Source organism: Candidatus Paceibacterota bacterium, assembly GCA_035530615.1.
In the GTDB taxonomy this organism is placed as follows: Bacteria; Actinomycetota; Actinomycetes; order Nanopelagicales; family Nanopelagicaceae; genus QYPT01.
Window position 1 is genome coordinate 904,612 of the sequence record DATKUL010000002.1, and the last position, 15,648, is coordinate 920,259.

Here is a 15,648-nt window from a genome sequence, read left to right on the forward strand (position 1 = left end):
CCCTGAGCTACTCACGCCGCAGCTTCGGAATCTTCTACCGCAGGCCGAGGTGCCACCTCTTCACGCTCGGACGGTGCCAAATATGCCTCCAAGCGGTCCTTCAACTCCCGCGTCGAGGCGTTCAGTTGCATGGTAAGAAGTCCCACCACCACCATCTCTCGATAGGTGATCTCCTCTTCGGTGAGACGATGGAGTTTGTTGGAAATTGGCAGCCATACAGAGTTGGCCAACAATACGCCCCAGAGCGTGGCGGTGAAGGCGGTTGCGATGTGCGAACCGAGTTTGTCCGGCTCACTCAATTGACCGAGCACTCCGATCAAGCCAATGACCGTCCCAATGATGCCAAAAGTTGGGGAGTATCCGGCCATATCGGAAAAAAACTTAGTCGCCGTCCGGTGGCGGTCACGGAGCCCGTCGATCTCGGCGACCAGTAGTACACGCACCCGCTCGGAATCCGACGTCGAGATGATGAGCTGGATCCCCTTTTTCATGAAGGCATCATCAGTTTGAAGCTCTTCAAGAATGAGGGGGTTCGAGCGAGCTTCCTTCGCCATAGCCAGCAGCGTCTCAATCGTCTCGCGCGTTTTGGGCCCCTTATTGGGCTTGAATACGATCAGCAATGCCTTGGGAAGTGGTCGCAACTGGCGCAACCCAAACCCGGCCATCGCGGCACCCATCGACCCGCCCACAACAATGATCATCGACGAGAGTTTGAAGAGCGATCCAATATCGCCGCGATCCATCGCCATCGAGCCAATAATCGCGAAGAGAGAGGCGAGAATTCCAATCGGGGTCATTGTTCTCTCACCTGAGTCAATCTCGTCACGCCTGGTGACGACCCATCCGGACGCGGTGTCGCGCTCGGACCCTGAAAGACGCGACGGAACAACTCCACCTTCTCGGCACGAATCATTTCAACAACACTGAGCGGGTCGTTAGCTACGACAATATGACCGCCATCCAGCATGTAGATCGCGGACTGCTCCCCTGCGGCATGTTCCACCCGAGCAAGCAAGTCCTCGTTGAGGTGCATCATCGACCCATCAAGTCGCTTGACTTCGATCACGCTGGCTCCGCTCTCGCACGGTACGGGAGGATAAGGAAAACTACGGCATCCGCATCAGGGATTGCAGCGTGGAGTCAGTAGTGGCGATCACCTTGGTATTGGCCTGATACGCGGTCTGCGCCTGGATCAAATGGGTGAGTTCGGTGGCCAGGTCGACGTTGGAGCCAATGACTGCCCCGCCCTGCAGCGTGGCAAAACCGTTGGAACCGGGCTGACCGTACTGGGCGATGCCCGAGGCGACCGTGGAGGTGAAGTACGTCTGACCCATATTAGCCAAACCTTCAATATTGGCGAAGCGGGCCAGAGCTACCGTCCCCAAAGCTTTGCTTCCTCCATTGGAGTAAGCCCCAGTGATCACGCCATTTGACCCGATGGAGTAGGAGTTAAGAGTTCCGGCTGCATTCCCATCTTGAGAAGTCACCATCAACGACTGACTGCTAGCGAACTGAGTGACCGCCATCGTCGACCCTACTGGCGGGAAATCGATGGCGGGCTTGGTGGCACCCGACCACGTGTAGTTGCTCGGGTTGTTGTCAATGGCCAAACTCGTCTGGGTGGTGCCCACCGCAGTTCCATTCACCGTTGAGAGCTGACCACTGCTGGAGAACACCAGTATCTTGTCAGCGGCCCATAAATTCGCCGCCGCCCCAGTAACAGTTCCATTCATCGCCCAACTAGTTGCATTTCCGTTGGCATCGACGGTCGGTGTGAACGTCAAGGTGACGGGAACCGGAGAACCGAGTGAGTCATAAATTGTCGTGGTGATCGTCGCCGGACCCGCTGGGTTCGATGGAAGATTCCCCGTGAGTACGACATTCTGCGTCTGCGTGGCTGGCCCTGTTGACCCGAGTTGGATACTCACTGGAGTAAGCGGCGCCGACGTCGGTTGCCCGGGAGTCCATCCCATCACCAGCCCTCCGCTATTGGTTGCCAGGTGACCGTTGGCGTCGAGTTGCAGATCACCATTCAAGGTGTAAAAGGTCTGACCTTGTTGGCTCACTGTAAGTAGGCCATTTCCCTCAACGGCCACATTGCTGGGGACGCCAGTTTGAATCACTGAACCTGGTGCGAAATTCATCCTGATTGCTGCGACCTCGACGCCAGAGCCGATCGCCGACGGATTCGTGCTAGCAAGCGTATTGCCGACTGCTCCCCCGGCGGGCTGAAGTTGCTCGGTCAGCAAGTCGGAAAACTGGATCGTCTGTGAAACATATCCATTGGTCTGCGAGTTTGCGACGTTGTTTGCGATCGTGTCGAGATAGGTCTGCATAGTGCTGATACCCGAAGCAGCGGCTCCGAGAGAGCGATTGGACATGATGGCTCCTTGGTATTAGTTAGGTAATTTTGCGGATCGAGTGATTCGGCTATGACATTGGTCGAGAGGGGGATATGAGATCATCGACGACCTAGACGGTCCCAATTTGGGTGACATTAGAAAGGTCCATGAGATTTCCGCCAACGTTCAACATGGGACCGGTAGACCCATTGGTGACGCCCGTCACGGTACCGCTGAGCATGCTCCCGTTCGCAGCGATACCCGTTACTGGCCGGCCGATAAGGGAAGCAGCGGCACCGATCCTTGACGACAGAGTCATGGTTTGCAGTTGCTGCACCTGCGAGAGTTGGGCAAGCTGGCTCATGAAGTTTGCCGAGTTGGTCGGATCCATCGGATCTTGATACCGCAGTTCTGCGACGAGCAGACTGAGAAAGGTGTTGGGGTCCAAAAGACTGGCGCTACCAGTCGAGCTGCCGCTGCTTAAAGCAGCAGTATTCCCAATGGGAACTGTGGAACTATTGACAGGACTGGCCGATATGGTCATAGAAAAGATCCCTTCGAACTTCTTCCTTCTTCACTGCGATAACAAGGACTCCAGTCCTGCAGGGGAGATTCGCTCGTTCTCCATAACGACCCATACCCTTCCAAAATTGAGGGGTGCACGACGTTCATAGGACGAGGTGGATCTGACTTGCGGTGAGAACAGGTGAAGGAGGCGGCATCGTGGCCGGTTCGTCCGACAAGAATGCTTCACCACGCACTGCGGTGGTCGCAGGCCGACCATCTCCCCCAGGTTGAGAACCGGGATCATGGAGCGTGACGTTCACGTTCACACCACCGTGGGATAGCTTCTCCTTGAGTGTGTCAACCGCGTTGGCGAGTGCCTCATGCCCCACATGGGTCTGGGGCGTGATCGAAACCTGAAGATCGTTGCCATGCACCGTGACCACCGCTTGAAGTTGACCCAGTTCGGCCGGTCGCATGGCGATCAGTACCGTGTAACCTCCAGTCCCCTCTGATAACGGTCGCGAAATGGCCCCAGCCAACTCACTCACATCCAGGGAATGAGGTGTCGATTGAGCCAGGCGAGGGGAGGCACCGAGCACGCCAGCACTCGAGACCAACGCGGAGGTAGGCGAAGCTGGCAATACCGGAGTGTCTAAGAGTTGAGAGTGTGCCAGGGGCGAGGAGGCCGGCTCGCTCACCGGCTCGGCCAATCGGGATGTGACGCGGACAGATCCGTCACGAAGATGGTGCATCGCGTCAACATCGAGCCCCGTGAGCATCGATTGGGATGCGTGAACCTCTGACACCACTTTAGCAACGTCGTCGTTCTCTGATAGTCCAGAACGTACATGGGTCACCCCCTGGTCTCTGGTGGAATTCATTAACCTCGTGGTCGAGTTCAATGGCGCAGGTCGATCCTGCGCGCCGACATGCCCCGCCGTTTCACCGACCGCCACCATTTTCGCCTCAGGAGTCCCCAATGCAACCCCTTGTGTTGACGCCACAGGGGAAAGGGCCATCGTCTGGACCAAGCCAGAGTGCCCCACATCAGGAAGTCTGGAGGTGTCCACCCCAAGGGGCGAGACCGATAACTTCACATCTTCCTTCCCGACATCAATGGCCACGGCAACCATGGTCTGAGTCGCGCCAGATGGCACCTCAATCACTGAGTGAACCGTCATAACAGGAGCAACTGGCGCGGCGTTGGTCATAACCACCGGGACTACCACCGGGACTACCACCGGGACTACCAGCGGCACCACCGCCAATGCATCGGCGAGAACAATCTTTTTTGAGCTTGACGCAGGGCGCCCCTGAGAAGATGGCGTGAGGTCATTCGTCGACTTCCCTTTGTCGGAGGTGTCTGGCGATGTCGACGTCTGCTCGGAGAGAACGTCGGTGAAGGGTTGAGCCGGAGAACTCTGATCGGTGACAGCGGATGTCTGCCCGGGCACAGCCTGCCGAGTCGGTGTCGCATTCGAGGATGCCGCCAGGACCATGTTAGTTACTGCATTCATGCGTACATCTCCACTATCAGGTGATTGCCCATTACAGCCCCGCCAGCACACGACGAATAGCCACGATCGTTCCGGCACTCGAGACCGAATGCACTTGGACGGAGGTTCCCGTATACGGGGCGTCAATCATTTCTCCATTGCCGACATAGATACCCACATGACCTGGAGCGCCGGCCGTGCCGTCGGAGCCGGCAAAAAAGATTAAGTCGCCCGATCGGGCGTTACTCAATGATGCCACGGGGGTACCGCCCACCGCCTGCACTTGGCTCGTACGAGGCACGGTGATTCCCAACTGGGCGTAGACGTATTGGACAAAGCCCGAACAGTCGAAACCCCTCGGCGTGCTGCCACCCCAAACGTAAGGAGTTCCTTCAAAGCGAAGTGCCGTGTTCACCACATCTGCCCCGGTGGTTCCATCGGCTATAGATCCCATCGTGTTCGGGGTGGGAATACTGGTCAAGGTGCTAGGTAAACCAGCACTCTGATGGGTGGAGAGGAGAAGAGCGATCTGGCTAATCTCTGCCGCCGAACCATCAGTCGGCAAGAGCGCGCCGTTCACAGTGGGAGTCCCACTGCCGAGATAGCCGATGAAAAGACCACCGCCGGCCGTCGAGAGATCGTTCCTCGCCCGAGTCAAAGTTGTGGCGAACGAATCTGCCTGAAGACCTGATGAAGGGCGAGCGGCTGGCAACGCAGCGGCGATCTGCATCTGGCTCAGGATCTGCTGGATCGCGGCCAACTCCACCGAACCGCTTGTCATGATCGTGCCCCAATTAAACCGTGACGGGCGTTGGCTAGATCATCCAGTTCGGCCACCTCGTGGCGTTGGATCTCGCGCTTCCACTGCGCACGGCCCTCGGAGTCAAGCCGCTCGAGAGTACCTAAACGCTTGCGCGTCTCATGCCACAGATGACTGACCTCGTCATGCGTAGACGCTGCGGCGACCAGCTCTTCACCACTTACTCTGACCTCTTCAGAGAGGCGCGTCGCCTGATCACCGATCCAACAAATCTTATCCATCGTGGTCTGCCCAGTCGGTGCCGCGAGCGCCTCCAAAGAGGCTTCGGCTTGCCGATACGCATCCTGCGCAAGGCGAAGGTCGCGCTGGACAAGGATCAACCGTTCGCGCACGAGGCGCTCCTCCAAGGCACGAATGCGCATGACGGTATCAAGGGAGAAGCGGTAAGCCTTCACGATTGGACCTCCTGCGTCGAGACCATCGCAACCAGGGCGTCCCGTGCAGTAGCCAAATCGGTCACTTCATCCATTGGTTGCCTGCAGAAGGCGTCGATAGTGGACTTCAGGGCCACCGCCCGGTCGACCACTGGGTTTGTCCCGGCAACGTAAGCGCCGATCTCGATCAAATCCTTGGCATCGCGCCAGGCTGCCAGCAACTCGCGGACGATGCCCCCAGCCCGCACCTGTTCATCCGAAGCCACCATCGAAGCCACTCGCGAGATCGAACCCAACACATCCACTGCCGGATAATGGTTCGATTCTGCCAGAGTCCTCGATAGTTGGATGTGGCCGTCAAGAATAGAACGGGCGGTATCGGCGATCGGCTCATTCATGTCATCGCCCTCGACCAACACTGTGTAAAGACCAGTGATCGACCCTCGCTCGCCAAGACCGGTGCGTTCGAGCAGACGCGGCAGCAGTCCGAAAACGCTAGGCGGATACCCCCGTGTCGCCGGCGGCTCCCCTGCTGCAAGGCCTACTTCCCGTTGGGCCATGGCGAAACGCGTGATGGAGTCCATCATCAGCACCACGTCGTTGCCCTGGTCTCGGAACCACTCGGCGATCCGAGTTGCCGTGAAGGCAGCTCGGATGCGCATTACCGCTGGGGCGTCGGAAGTCGCAACCACCACTACCGATCGCGCTAGCCCCTCGGGACCGAGATCTCGTTCGATGAACTCAGCAACCTCGCGTCCCCGTTCGCCGATCAGAGCCACCACGGACACATCAGCCGAAGTACCCCGAGCAATCATCGACATCAACGACGACTTACCAACACCTGATCCGGCGAAAATCCCGAGGCGCTGACCCTTCCCGCAGGGAATAAGGCCATCAAGAACCCTCACTCCAAGTGGCAATTGTTCGGCTACCATCCCCCGTCGCAAGGGGTGCGGGGGCTCTCCCCCAACCGACACATCGGTTCCCACGATCCCAGGTCCCTCGTCGATTGGCTGGCCTCTCCCGTCAAGAATTCGACCCAGCAAATCTGGACCCACGCGTATTGGCAAGGGACCACCCATGTCGAGCACGCGCGTTCCAGACCGCAAACCAGTCGTGTCGGCGAGAGCCAGACACACAACGCGGTCCTCGCGCAGTGCGACAACCTCAGCGAAAATCTGATCGTCGCCAGGCAACAGTATGAGACCGTCACCAATGGCCGCGGAGATGCCAACCACTTCAATGGACATACCCACCATCTGCGTTACTCGACCATAGCGCTGCGGGCGTGCAGCGGTGAAAGCCGCCTGACTCACCTCGTCAAACAGCCTGGTCATAGCCCACCTCCGACTTCGACGATCCGAAAAGGACTTTCCTCACCCGTTCGAGGGCGGTATTCAACTGCCCGTCAAGAGTGGTATTGCCAATCTCCACCAACACTCCGCCGGCTACGACGGCAGGGTCGGATACCAGGAGGATCTTTCGACCAAGATCGAGGTCGGAGATCTCACCCAGTTTGTTAACATCCGCGGGGTTCATCCGGACCGTCGCCGGCAGGGTCCCCTCGTCGAAGGCGAGAGCCCGGATAATGGCCTCGCGCCCGGGGTTGACCGTCAACTCCAATTCACGAGCTAAGAGCTGCTCCAGCAGGGCGAAGGCAAGTCTGGGAGCTGTCCTTTGAATTTCAGTCCGCAAACGTAGGTCCCCCTCGCCCACATCGGTGATGGCCTGAGCGAGTGCCGCCATGGCAGTCTCAACCCGTCGAGATTCCTCGACCTTGATCCGGTCGGCGTCAGCGAGCGCTCTGGCCATTCCCTCGGCATATCCGTCCTCATAGCCTTGGCGCAGAGCCTGGACCTGACGTACCTCCATCAAACCTGCCTCAGTATCACGGTTCGCGTAGGTGGTCGGCACTGCAGGCAAATGAGCTAATCGCCGTAACTCTCGCGACCCCAGAAGATCCGCGCGTTTGAAGGTGCTCATATAACCGCCTCATCCTCGCGCGCGATGACAATGACCCCTTCAGCATCAAGCTGACGAGCGGTGCGAACGATGGTTGCTTGGGCGGCATTAATCTGGGAACCGCGCACCGTGCCCATCGCCTCCAGCTCTTCATCGACCATAGCGGTGACCCGCTCGGAGAGATTGCTGCGAATCTTGGCCAGAGCCTCGGGCGACAGGCGCGGCTCCTTCATAGCCAGCGCTAAGGTCGGCGCATCCAACGTGCGGAAGATCTGCTGCAAAGACTTGTCCTCGAGCTTGATCACGTCGTCAAAGGTAAAGAGTTTGGCCCGGATCTGCTCGACGAGCGCCTGATCCTCCTCCTCAAGTGCCCCTAATACCTGCTGTTCGATTGAGCGATCTGAATGATTCAAAATCTCGGCCATGGTCGCAGTCCCGCCTGCCATAGTGGTGGACCCGCCAAGCTGGGCACCGCGTAACTTCTCCGCAAACAATGAGGTCGCCTGTCGAATAGCAACCGGGTCCACACGGGTGAGTTGGGCAATCCGCTTGGCGACCTTCACCCGAAAGGCCGGATCAAGGACGCTTAGTAAGTTGGCTGCTTCCCCCGGGGGTAGGTAGGCAAGCAAGACCGCCACCACCTGCGGCTGTTGTCCGCCGAGCACCATAAGAGCCTGCTGCGGGTCGATACGCAACAGACCCGAAAGCGGACTAGCCGCCCGCTGGCCCTCAATCTGGTCTATGACCTCTTGAGCTCGGGTCTGTCCCAAACGCTCTTGCAAGAACGCTCTCGCCAATTCGAGACCGCCCTGGCCCATCAACTCCGACCGACCGGCCCGCTCCATAAACTCAGCAAAAACCTCAACGATCATGGCCGATGTGAGTGGTGGCAGTCCGACCATCTCCTTGGTAAGGCCGATCGCTTCCTCATCACTCATCTCTTTCAACACCGGTGCCGCCCGATGGGTTCCCAGATGGGCCAGCAGAACAGCAATCTTCTGTCGGCCAGTAAGTAGTGTCACCGATACGCCCTGGGTGTCGCCGGCGGTGGCCCATCCCGTCTGCTCCATCACACTGGCTCCGTGTGCTGTTCGGCGGCCCATGTTCGAAGCAGACGCGCGACCTCAGCCGGACGCGCTTCGATATAACTGCTCACCTGCGAGAGCGCCACGTCGGACGCAACTTCCATGCCCGGAGGTCCTGCAATAACCGGCAATTCAATAACGGGACGGGGCGCATCCTCGCGCGCAAGTACCCGTGGCCCTGTTTGGGTGAATCCCGGGACCTGAATCTCGTCGTAACGTGGGCGACGTGCCGCGCGAAGAGCAAAGAACATCATCGCCATAATCAGCAGAGCCAACACAACAACCTCTGCTGCGTGCTCCAGAGGCAGACGCGACCTGGAACCAGTCGTAGCGGGAGATGTCAGGTTGGTTGAGGCAAACCGCGTCACGGTCACCGCCACCTGGTCGCCGCTGGTCGTATCCAAACCAGCAGCCGCAGTGACCAAGGAGGTCACAGCAGCCTGACTGATCTTGGTCTTGGCCGCGGAATTCAACAAGACGGCAATGGAGGTCTTTACTACTTGACCCGGAGCTTGTTTCACGGTCTGGGTCACCTGACCCACGGCGTTGGTCACCTGGCTGCTGGTCGAGGTGTAATTGCCGCTGGACGATGTCGCCACTGGCGGCGTGCCCGACCCCAGAACTCCCGATGGGGGCGCTCCAGTACCGGTGTAGGTCTGACTTGAGGTGGTCTGACCCGTGGGGACCACGATCGGCTTTCCCTCGGCGTCCACCTGAAACCCCACGGTCGTCGTACTCTGCTGATCGAAGTTCAATAGGGCGTGAACCTGGACCACGGCATTACCCGCACCCACGACTCGATTCAACAGAGCCTCGATAGCCTTTGCCAGTTGGTTGTTATAGGCAATGGTCTGCGCACTCTCCGATGAACCCGTTCCGCCTGATGTATCCCCCATCGTCGACAATACGTCGCCGTGGTTGTCCACAACGGTGACATCGGAGGCGGAGAGTCCGGGTGTCGCTGATGCCGCCAAATGCACTATGGCAGTCACCTGTCCAGACGTTAACGTGGCACCCGGGAGTAGATTAACAAGGATCGAAGCGGTCGGCGTCGGTTGGTCGCCAATGGCAAAGGAACTCTGCGCGGGGATGACAAGGATCACCCGAGCCGACGCAATTCCCTGGATGGACTCGATGGTCTGTTGGAGTTGTTCCTCTAATGCCTGCTGATATTCAACCTGTTGCACGAACTGCGACGTGGTGATTCCGCTCTTGGCAAGATTGGAGAAACCCACGGTGCCCGAACTAGGTAGGCCTTGCTCAGCCAGGGTGACTCGCTCCTGATCCACCAGTTGTGCGGGGACCAGAACCGTAGTACCTCCGCTGCTCAACTTGTAGGGAACATTCGCGGCGGTCAATGCAGTGGTCACCGCCCCAGCGTCCGAGGCCCGGAGGTTAGTGAAAAGCGGTTGGAAATTAGGTTGGGACTCTATGCGCATGAAAGCCACCCCTGCTATGACCAGACCGATCACCGACAGACCGGTCATCACCTTCTGACCGGCCGTGAAGCCTGAGAGCACAGACGCTGTACGGCTACGTACAGCGTTCAAGGTGTCGGTAGCGAGAGGGGATAAGACCATAGATTTAGAGCTGCATGTTCATGATCGTGTTCAAGGAAGTAACCGCTCTGCTGGCCAGGGCGCTGGCCAGTTGCGTGTCCAGAGTGGCAACAATGGAAGCCACCGTGGCATCCACCACCGTGGCATTGCCTGCCACCGCTTGGAGTGAGAGGTTTGTGGCGTTGTTGGTGACCTCGTTCAGCGAATCAATAGCCTGACCGAGGATGTTCTGGAAAGAACCCGATGTCGCTGCGCCAGAGGCTCCCAGAGCTTGCGCGGCACCCGAGCCCGCTGTGGCAGAGATCGAAGGAATTGCGGGGATAGAGGAAATTATCATCATCAGGCCTTGATGTTAAGAATAGCCTGATAGGCATCTTTGGCGTTGGACATAACTTTGGCGTTGGCTTGATAGGAGGTCTGAGCCTGGATGAGACTTGTCATCTGGGTCGCAAGGTCAACTGCCGGATATTCCACCAACCCTTCGGCATTAGCCAAAGGGTTGTTCGGTTCGTACTGCATTCGACCCTTCGCAGAGCCGAGTTCAATGGCGTTGACCTGAACTCCTGAGTCTGCTCCGGGGCCCCACGGACCCGACGGCCCGACCCGCTGACCAGCATTGACAGACTGCGCTCGGTAGACGGGTTGACCTGGGGTCACCGCGTCATTCATGTTGGCGACGTTGCTAGAGATGGTGTCAATCCATGTCTGGTTGACAGTGACTCCGGTACCGGCGGTATTCACGGCACTCCATGTTGAACTCATGTGACCTCCTAGGCAGAAAGAGCGGCGGAAAGGATCGCGAATTGGGCACTGAGGGCATTGGCCACCAACTTGTTCTCGAGATTGTTCTCCTGCAACAGGGTCATCTCGGCCGCGATAGAGACGTTGTTGCCGTTGACCCCCGCTGGCAGGCCCTCAGGGATGAGCGTCATCGTGGCACTTCCACCTTGTTGTAATGCCGCAGCCAGCGAGTCTTGGAAAGTGACCTGATTGGCTTGGTAGCCCGGGGTGTCCTGGTTGGCAATATTGTTCGCGATTGTCTGCTGTTGACTGACAACGGCGTTAAGCGCAAACTGCAAAACACCGATGGACTGAGTGGCGTCGGCCATGACGGCTCCTCGCTCTAACTATGGGGATTCAACCATCCTGGCCCTATGTCGAGCGATCCTTGCTCAGGGGTATCTACGGCCTACAGGTGGCAGAAGTTGAGGGGGCGGTCAAAAAGTTCCCTTCACATATCTGTCTCGAGATAACTTGCTAATCGATCCGCCTGGTGGGGACTCTGCCGCGCCGAAGGAGGCCGATTGGCAATCACCCTCATACGGGCGCTCACCTCCACCGCCACCTGATCACAGGCATCGCGAAGTCGACGCGCTTGGTCACGGTAGTCATCAGGAATGGGATCTGTCGGTCGGGTAGGTGGCTCCGCAGGAAAATCAGATCCGACCTGCGCGGCCTGGCGGATGGCCAACACATAGTTGGTCATCTCCGCCAGATATTCATCCCACGTCCGGGCCATGGTCGCTCTGTCCATTGGCATCGACTGCGCCACGCCAGGCTTCATGAATCGGTTGGAACAATCTGGCGCACTCGCGCACTAACTCAAGATTCTTCTCCAGATTGGCCTTGATGAGATGGCCTTCAATGAATGCGTACACCGAGAGCAACTCGTGCCCACCCTCGAATCCATCGGGATTAAGCGCCCAGCGCAGCATTCGGATGCTGCGCTGGGCATGTTGCAGATTCCGATCCACAACCTCATAGTCACTCTCCTGGATGCCGACTTCAGCTCGAGCAATGTCGGCCGCCAAGCGATCACAAATCATGATGAGAAGATGTGGACCGTCTGCGGTTTTAACCGATTGATCCTGATAGGCAAGGGCGGGGTTGCGAACTGACACTCTCCAGATTCCTTAACCGATGCTCAACGTGGAGCCGGAGGAGAACAATGACGTCGATGTTGCGGCGGCCGAAGACAACGACAAAAACTTGCTCTCTGACGTGAGTCGAGCTAACACCCTCTCCATATTGACGAACTCCCGGGTCAGCATCTCCTGCTGAATGCTGATCAGTTGCTTCCGTTGGACGATTTCGTTCATCACGTTGGCCAAAGTGTTGGTCAGGCCAGTGATTGTGGCTGGTATCTGTCCACCGGGCGATGCTGTTACCTGATAGGCCACATTAGCCAGACTCTGGGCGAAACCGGGGTTGTAGTTGACTGTGCCAAGTGAGGTGGCTGTGACGATACCCGGTGTGCCCACTTGGAGAAAGAGTCCATTGGCGGGATCGGCCTGGTTGGCCAGGGAGAGCATCTGACCCGATCCTGTGGCTGCCTGACCGTTAATAGTTCCAGCCACATCAATGCCGGTATAGGTCGCACCTGATGTGAGGAGTCCCAACTGATCGGTGCCCGAGGCGCCGACCGTAAAAGTGGCCGTCGAACCGTAATCGGCGGAGGTAAGTTGCATTTGGTAGGACCCAGGCACGCCAGTCAGGGAGGCCGACGCACCGATCCCTGCCGCGGCCAACGCCGCGTTGATACCGCTGGCCACGGCGGCAATACTCTGACCAGCACCGATCGTATAGGTGACGGTGCTCGTGCCCGACGTGATTGTGTAGGTTTCTGCAGCAGCCAGAGTTGAGGTAGTCGCAGCGAATGCAGCCGAACCAACATCAAGAGCCTGGGACGCCGACTGACTGATCGACACCGCGTAACTACCCGGCGTTGTCATGTCTGTAGCACCCACGACGCTGACTTGACCGGCGTAGGCTGCATTCGCAGGGGAGAATGTCCCGCCTACGGTGAACATAGACCGAACTGCAGTGGGGTTTGCGTTGTAGGCCGATACAAACGCACTCTCATTAAAGGTGATGGTGCCCGTCGAGGTGATCGCCAACCCAGCAGATTCTCCGGGTGTGCCACTAGATCCAGCCGCCGAGGTGCCAATAGCGTTGCCCACAACGGACAAGATCCGCTGAGCCAGCGCGCCAATCGAAGTCTGACCGTTGAGAGGGCCTGCGACGCGGGTCGCCGGGTTGTAAGCGGTTTCGGTCGAAATGAACGAGAGAATCTTATTAGCCGCATCGACCAGCGCCGATACCTGACTGGCCATCTTGGAGCCGTCAGGTGCGATCGTGAGTGTCACTGGAGTCGCACTCACCTGCGAAAGCGTCGCCGTCAGGCCGGGAAGCAGTCCTGTCACCGTGTTGGCGGAAGAAACCACCTGCAGACCACCCACTCCACCCACCGAAATGATGGAATTCTGGGCAGCGGTCGTGGTCTGCATGATCCCGAGCGATGAGGTCGAGAACGCCTGGGTGTCGATTGTCGCCGCCCCTGTCAATCCAGTCTTTAAGGATGTGATCTCCAGGACGTACTGGTTCGTGCCAACCTGCAGAGCGGTTGCGCTCACCCCGACATTTGCTCCGTTAATGGCGTTCACCACTGATGCTAGAGACCCGTTGCCCACCGACACGTTCTGGGCGCTCATGCTCCCCAGATTCAAACTGCCGGAGAGATTGGCCGTTATCGATCCCCCACTCCCGGAGGCAAGAACAACCTGTGTCGTGCCGGTGGCGGCAATGCTTGTCACCGTCGTGGCCGTACCGTCAACGTTGATGATCCCGTCTGTGCCCGCGACAATCGGACTGGTCGCCAACCCCACCGTGGCAAGTGCGCTACCTCCGGTGATTTGTAACGAGGCGGTCGAACCCTGATGAGCGGTAGCGATCGACAGAGCCCCGCCCGCCCCAACCGAGGCATTAAGCGTGCCACCTGAGGCTTGGGTGATTGCCTGGGTCAACTGCGTTGGAGTGTAGTTCCCCGTCGCGATGGTGAGGGTCGAAGCGACGCCGTCGACGCTCACGTCGATCGTGTTATTGGCCGATGTGATCGAGGTACTTCCCGCGAGCGCAGTACTGCCCGCCACCGTTGCACCGGTAGAGGCTTGAGTCACACTAATTGTATGAGCCCCCGCTAAAAGCGCAGCCTGACCACCAAAAGAGGCAACTCCTATGGCGGCGCCACCTGATCCGACCAGGTAATTCCCAGAGGCCACCACGTTACTCGTCGCGGAAACCGTGCCCGCCGATATCTGGGTTGATCCCGTAGCTAACTGGTTCACGGCAAAGGTAATCGACCCGGCCTGGCTACCCGAAGTAATTGCACCAGTGGCGGCAAAGGAGTTGGACGAACCAACCGAGAAGGCTTGCGCAAAAGCCAATGGGTTGGACAGAGCATCACCAGCCTGTTTCATGGCAAGCAGGCCAGAGTTGATGGTCTGGTAGTCGGAAATCTGGGTATTCAGCATGGCCTGCCGCGACTGCAGTACCTGCAGCGGATATTGGAAGATTGCCATCTGCGCATTGATAATCTGGCTGGTGTTGAGTCCCGATAACAGTCCACCAAAACTTACTGGTCCTGACATGAGCGTCACTCTCCATTCTTGACCTTGTACTTTTCGATGGCGTGATGGTTTCCTAATCTTGATGGGGGAACCTGCTCTCACGTCTCACAGACGTATCCCATGAATAAAATCCGTCACACTCCGGGAAGTGAAGGCCCGGAGTGTGACGGTTCGATTACTGGAGTAGTTTCTGCGCCAAACTTGGTAGGTTCTGGGCTTGGTACAGAACCGACATACCCGCCTGTTGGAGAATCTGCAACGAGGCAAACCTGGTCGTCGCTTCCGCAACGTCCACGTTCACCAGGTTGGCATGAGCCGCGTCGATGTTCTCCTTCGCGGTCACCAGGTTGGAAGACAGTGATGTCATCCGGTTCTGGGTGGCACCGACGTTGGCCGCCTGGAGCGCAACCGAGGAAATCGCCGCCTGTACGGCAGTCATCGCTGCCTGAGCTGCCGCTACCGTTCCAACACTGACCGAAGCGGAACTCACAGCCAACGCGCTCGAACTCGAATCAGCGATCGAAAGCGAAACTTGGTTACTCGTAGTGTTATACGGACCAACCTGGAAAATCTGAGCAGTGTACGAACCATCCAGCAGAGAAGTTCCACCGAAGTTCGTACTTGCGGCAATCTGATCCAATTGGGCCTGCAGTGACGCAAACTGCGCCTGAGTTGCCGCCATTGTGGTGGCGGTCTGGGTACCACCGTTGGCAACCTGGGTAGCAAGAATGTTCATGGTCTGGAGGATAGAGGCTTCCTGACCCAGCGCGCCCTGTGCCGTTTGGAGCACCGACACAGCGCTCTGCACGTTGCTGATCGCCTGGGTGTAACCATTGCCTTGTTGTTCCAGATACTGCCCGATCACATACCCCGCAGGATTGTCGGAAGCCGATTGAATCTGTAAGCCTGACGAGAGCTGGCTGACGACTTTAGAAAGTGCAGTATACGTATTGGCAAGACTGTTGTATGAATTTACAGCCGAGGCGTTGTAATTGATATCGATACCCGCCATGGGATTTGTCCTCCTGTTGACTAGATCTTTCCGAAGAAAGACGGGGCATCCTTGCCCCACACTCACATACGGACCATGAGGGCCA

18 protein-coding genes are annotated in these 15,648 nt (G+C 58.0%); all 18 read right to left on the bottom strand.

Annotation, left to right across the window (positions count from 1 at the left end; all coding sequences use genetic code 11):
• Nucleotides 1-11 precede the first annotated feature (11 nt).
• On the bottom strand, nucleotides 12-797 hold the full coding sequence (locus VMW30_07575; GenBank protein ID HUW88216.1) for a MotA/TolQ/ExbB proton channel family protein: 786 nt from the start codon (nucleotides 795-797) through the stop codon (nucleotides 12-14).
• A complete protein-coding gene (locus tag VMW30_07580; protein HUW88217.1) occupies nucleotides 794-1,066 on the bottom strand; it encodes a flagellar FlbD family protein in 273 nt (90 codons plus the stop codon). The genes VMW30_07575 and VMW30_07580 overlap by 4 nt, the downstream gene beginning before the upstream one ends.
• Nucleotides 1,067-1,106: 40 nt before the next feature.
• The gene (locus tag VMW30_07585) at nucleotides 1,107-2,381 is read right to left on the bottom strand and encodes a flagellar hook-basal body complex protein (GenBank protein ID HUW88218.1); all 1,275 of its coding nucleotides are present in this window, start codon (nucleotides 2,379-2,381) and stop codon (nucleotides 1,107-1,109) included.
• 91 nt (nucleotides 2,382-2,472) lie between these two features.
• The gene (locus VMW30_07590) at nucleotides 2,473-2,886 is read right to left on the bottom strand and encodes a flagellar hook capping FlgD N-terminal domain-containing protein (GenBank protein ID HUW88219.1); all 414 of its coding nucleotides are present in this window, start codon (nucleotides 2,884-2,886) and stop codon (nucleotides 2,473-2,475) included.
• A 124-nt stretch (nucleotides 2,887-3,010) separates the two neighbouring features.
• Nucleotides 3,011-4,366, bottom strand: a complete 1,356-nt coding sequence (locus VMW30_07595) for a flagellar hook-length control protein FliK (protein ID HUW88220.1) — start codon at nucleotides 4,364-4,366, stop codon at nucleotides 3,011-3,013.
• 31 nt (nucleotides 4,367-4,397) lie between these two features.
• Nucleotides 4,398-5,126, bottom strand: coding sequence for an NlpC/P60 family protein (locus tag VMW30_07600; GenBank protein HUW88221.1), 729 nt, complete (start codon nucleotides 5,124-5,126; stop codon nucleotides 4,398-4,400).
• Complete coding sequence (locus VMW30_07605) at nucleotides 5,123-5,497, bottom strand: hypothetical protein (protein ID HUW88222.1); 375 nt, start codon at nucleotides 5,495-5,497, stop codon at nucleotides 5,123-5,125. Before VMW30_07605 ends, VMW30_07600 begins: the two co-directional genes overlap by 4 nt.
• Nucleotides 5,498-5,556: 59 nt before the next feature.
• A complete protein-coding gene (locus VMW30_07610) occupies nucleotides 5,557-6,876 on the bottom strand; it encodes a FliI/YscN family ATPase (GenBank protein HUW88223.1) in 1,320 nt (439 codons plus the stop codon).
• On the bottom strand, nucleotides 6,860-7,522 hold the full coding sequence (locus VMW30_07615) for a FliH/SctL family protein (protein HUW88224.1): 663 nt from the start codon (nucleotides 7,520-7,522) through the stop codon (nucleotides 6,860-6,862). The genes VMW30_07610 and VMW30_07615 overlap by 17 nt, the downstream gene beginning before the upstream one ends.
• Nucleotides 7,519-8,571, bottom strand: a complete 1,053-nt coding sequence (fliG, locus tag VMW30_07620) for a flagellar motor switch protein FliG (protein ID HUW88225.1) — start codon at nucleotides 8,569-8,571, stop codon at nucleotides 7,519-7,521. The genes VMW30_07615 and fliG overlap by 4 nt, the downstream gene beginning before the upstream one ends.
• Entirely contained in the window at nucleotides 8,571-10,166 is a 1,596-nt protein-coding gene (gene fliF, locus VMW30_07625; GenBank protein ID HUW88226.1) for a flagellar basal-body MS-ring/collar protein FliF, read from the bottom strand. Before fliF ends, fliG begins: the two co-directional genes overlap by 1 nt.
• A gap of 4 nt (nucleotides 10,167-10,170) precedes the next feature.
• On the bottom strand, nucleotides 10,171-10,485 hold the full coding sequence (locus VMW30_07630; protein ID HUW88227.1) for a flagellar hook-basal body complex protein FliE: 315 nt from the start codon (nucleotides 10,483-10,485) through the stop codon (nucleotides 10,171-10,173).
• Nucleotides 10,485-10,907 (bottom strand): flagellar basal body rod C-terminal domain-containing protein, encoded by a 423-nt coding sequence (locus VMW30_07635; protein ID HUW88228.1) that lies wholly within the window; start codon nucleotides 10,905-10,907, stop codon nucleotides 10,485-10,487. The genes VMW30_07630 and VMW30_07635 overlap by 1 nt, the downstream gene beginning before the upstream one ends.
• Before the next feature lie 8 nt (nucleotides 10,908-10,915).
• Complete coding sequence (locus VMW30_07640; GenBank protein ID HUW88229.1) at nucleotides 10,916-11,254, bottom strand: flagellar basal body protein; 339 nt, start codon at nucleotides 11,252-11,254, stop codon at nucleotides 10,916-10,918.
• A gap of 122 nt (nucleotides 11,255-11,376) precedes the next feature.
• Entirely contained in the window at nucleotides 11,377-11,664 is a 288-nt protein-coding gene (locus VMW30_07645) for a hypothetical protein (protein ID HUW88230.1), read from the bottom strand.
• Nucleotides 11,645-12,046, bottom strand: coding sequence for a flagellar export chaperone FliS (locus VMW30_07650; protein HUW88231.1), 402 nt, complete (start codon nucleotides 12,044-12,046; stop codon nucleotides 11,645-11,647). Before VMW30_07650 ends, VMW30_07645 begins: the two co-directional genes overlap by 20 nt.
• Before the next feature lie 12 nt (nucleotides 12,047-12,058).
• A complete protein-coding gene (gene fliD / locus VMW30_07655) occupies nucleotides 12,059-14,572 on the bottom strand; it encodes a flagellar filament capping protein FliD (protein HUW88232.1) in 2,514 nt (837 codons plus the stop codon).
• A gap of 154 nt (nucleotides 14,573-14,726) precedes the next feature.
• Nucleotides 14,727-15,629 (bottom strand): flagellin, encoded by a 903-nt coding sequence (locus VMW30_07660; GenBank protein ID HUW88233.1) that lies wholly within the window; start codon nucleotides 15,627-15,629, stop codon nucleotides 14,727-14,729.
• Nucleotides 15,630-15,648 lie beyond the last annotated feature (19 nt).

Bases quoted from the DNA above. Each gene is read 5' to 3' on its own strand.
- VMW30_07575 (HUW88216.1), bottom strand. From the start codon at position 797: ATGACCCCGATTGGAATTCTCGCCTCTCTCTTCGCGATTATTGGCTCG.
- VMW30_07585 (HUW88218.1), bottom strand. From the start codon at position 2,381: ATGTCCAATCGCTCTCTCGGAGCCGCTGCTTCGGGTATCAGCACTATG.
- VMW30_07590 (HUW88219.1), bottom strand. From the start codon at position 2,886: ATGACCATATCGGCCAGTCCTGTCAATAGTTCCACAGTTCCCATTGGG.
- VMW30_07595 (HUW88220.1), bottom strand. From the start codon at position 4,366: ATGAATGCAGTAACTAACATGGTCCTGGCGGCATCCTCGAATGCGACA.
- VMW30_07600 (HUW88221.1), bottom strand. From the start codon at position 5,126: ATGACAAGCGGTTCGGTGGAGTTGGCCGCGATCCAGCAGATCCTGAGC.
- VMW30_07610 (HUW88223.1), bottom strand. From the start codon at position 6,876: ATGACCAGGCTGTTTGACGAGGTGAGTCAGGCGGCTTTCACCGCTGCA.
- VMW30_07615 (HUW88224.1), bottom strand. From the start codon at position 7,522: ATGAGCACCTTCAAACGCGCGGATCTTCTGGGGTCGCGAGAGTTACGG.
- fliG (HUW88225.1), bottom strand. From the start codon at position 8,571: ATGGAGCAGACGGGATGGGCCACCGCCGGCGACACCCAGGGCGTATCG.
- fliF (HUW88226.1), bottom strand. From the start codon at position 10,166: ATGGTCTTATCCCCTCTCGCTACCGACACCTTGAACGCTGTACGTAGC.
- VMW30_07630 (HUW88227.1), bottom strand. From the start codon at position 10,485: ATGATGATAATTTCCTCTATCCCCGCAATTCCTTCGATCTCTGCCACA.
- VMW30_07635 (HUW88228.1), bottom strand. From the start codon at position 10,907: ATGAGTTCAACATGGAGTGCCGTGAATACCGCCGGTACCGGAGTCACT.
- VMW30_07640 (HUW88229.1), bottom strand. From the start codon at position 11,254: ATGGCCGACGCCACTCAGTCCATCGGTGTTTTGCAGTTTGCGCTTAAC.
- VMW30_07645 (HUW88230.1), bottom strand. From the start codon at position 11,664: ATGGCCCGGACGTGGGATGAATATCTGGCGGAGATGACCAACTATGTG.
- fliD (HUW88232.1), bottom strand. From the start codon at position 14,572: ATGTCAGGACCAGTAAGTTTTGGTGGACTGTTATCGGGACTCAACACC.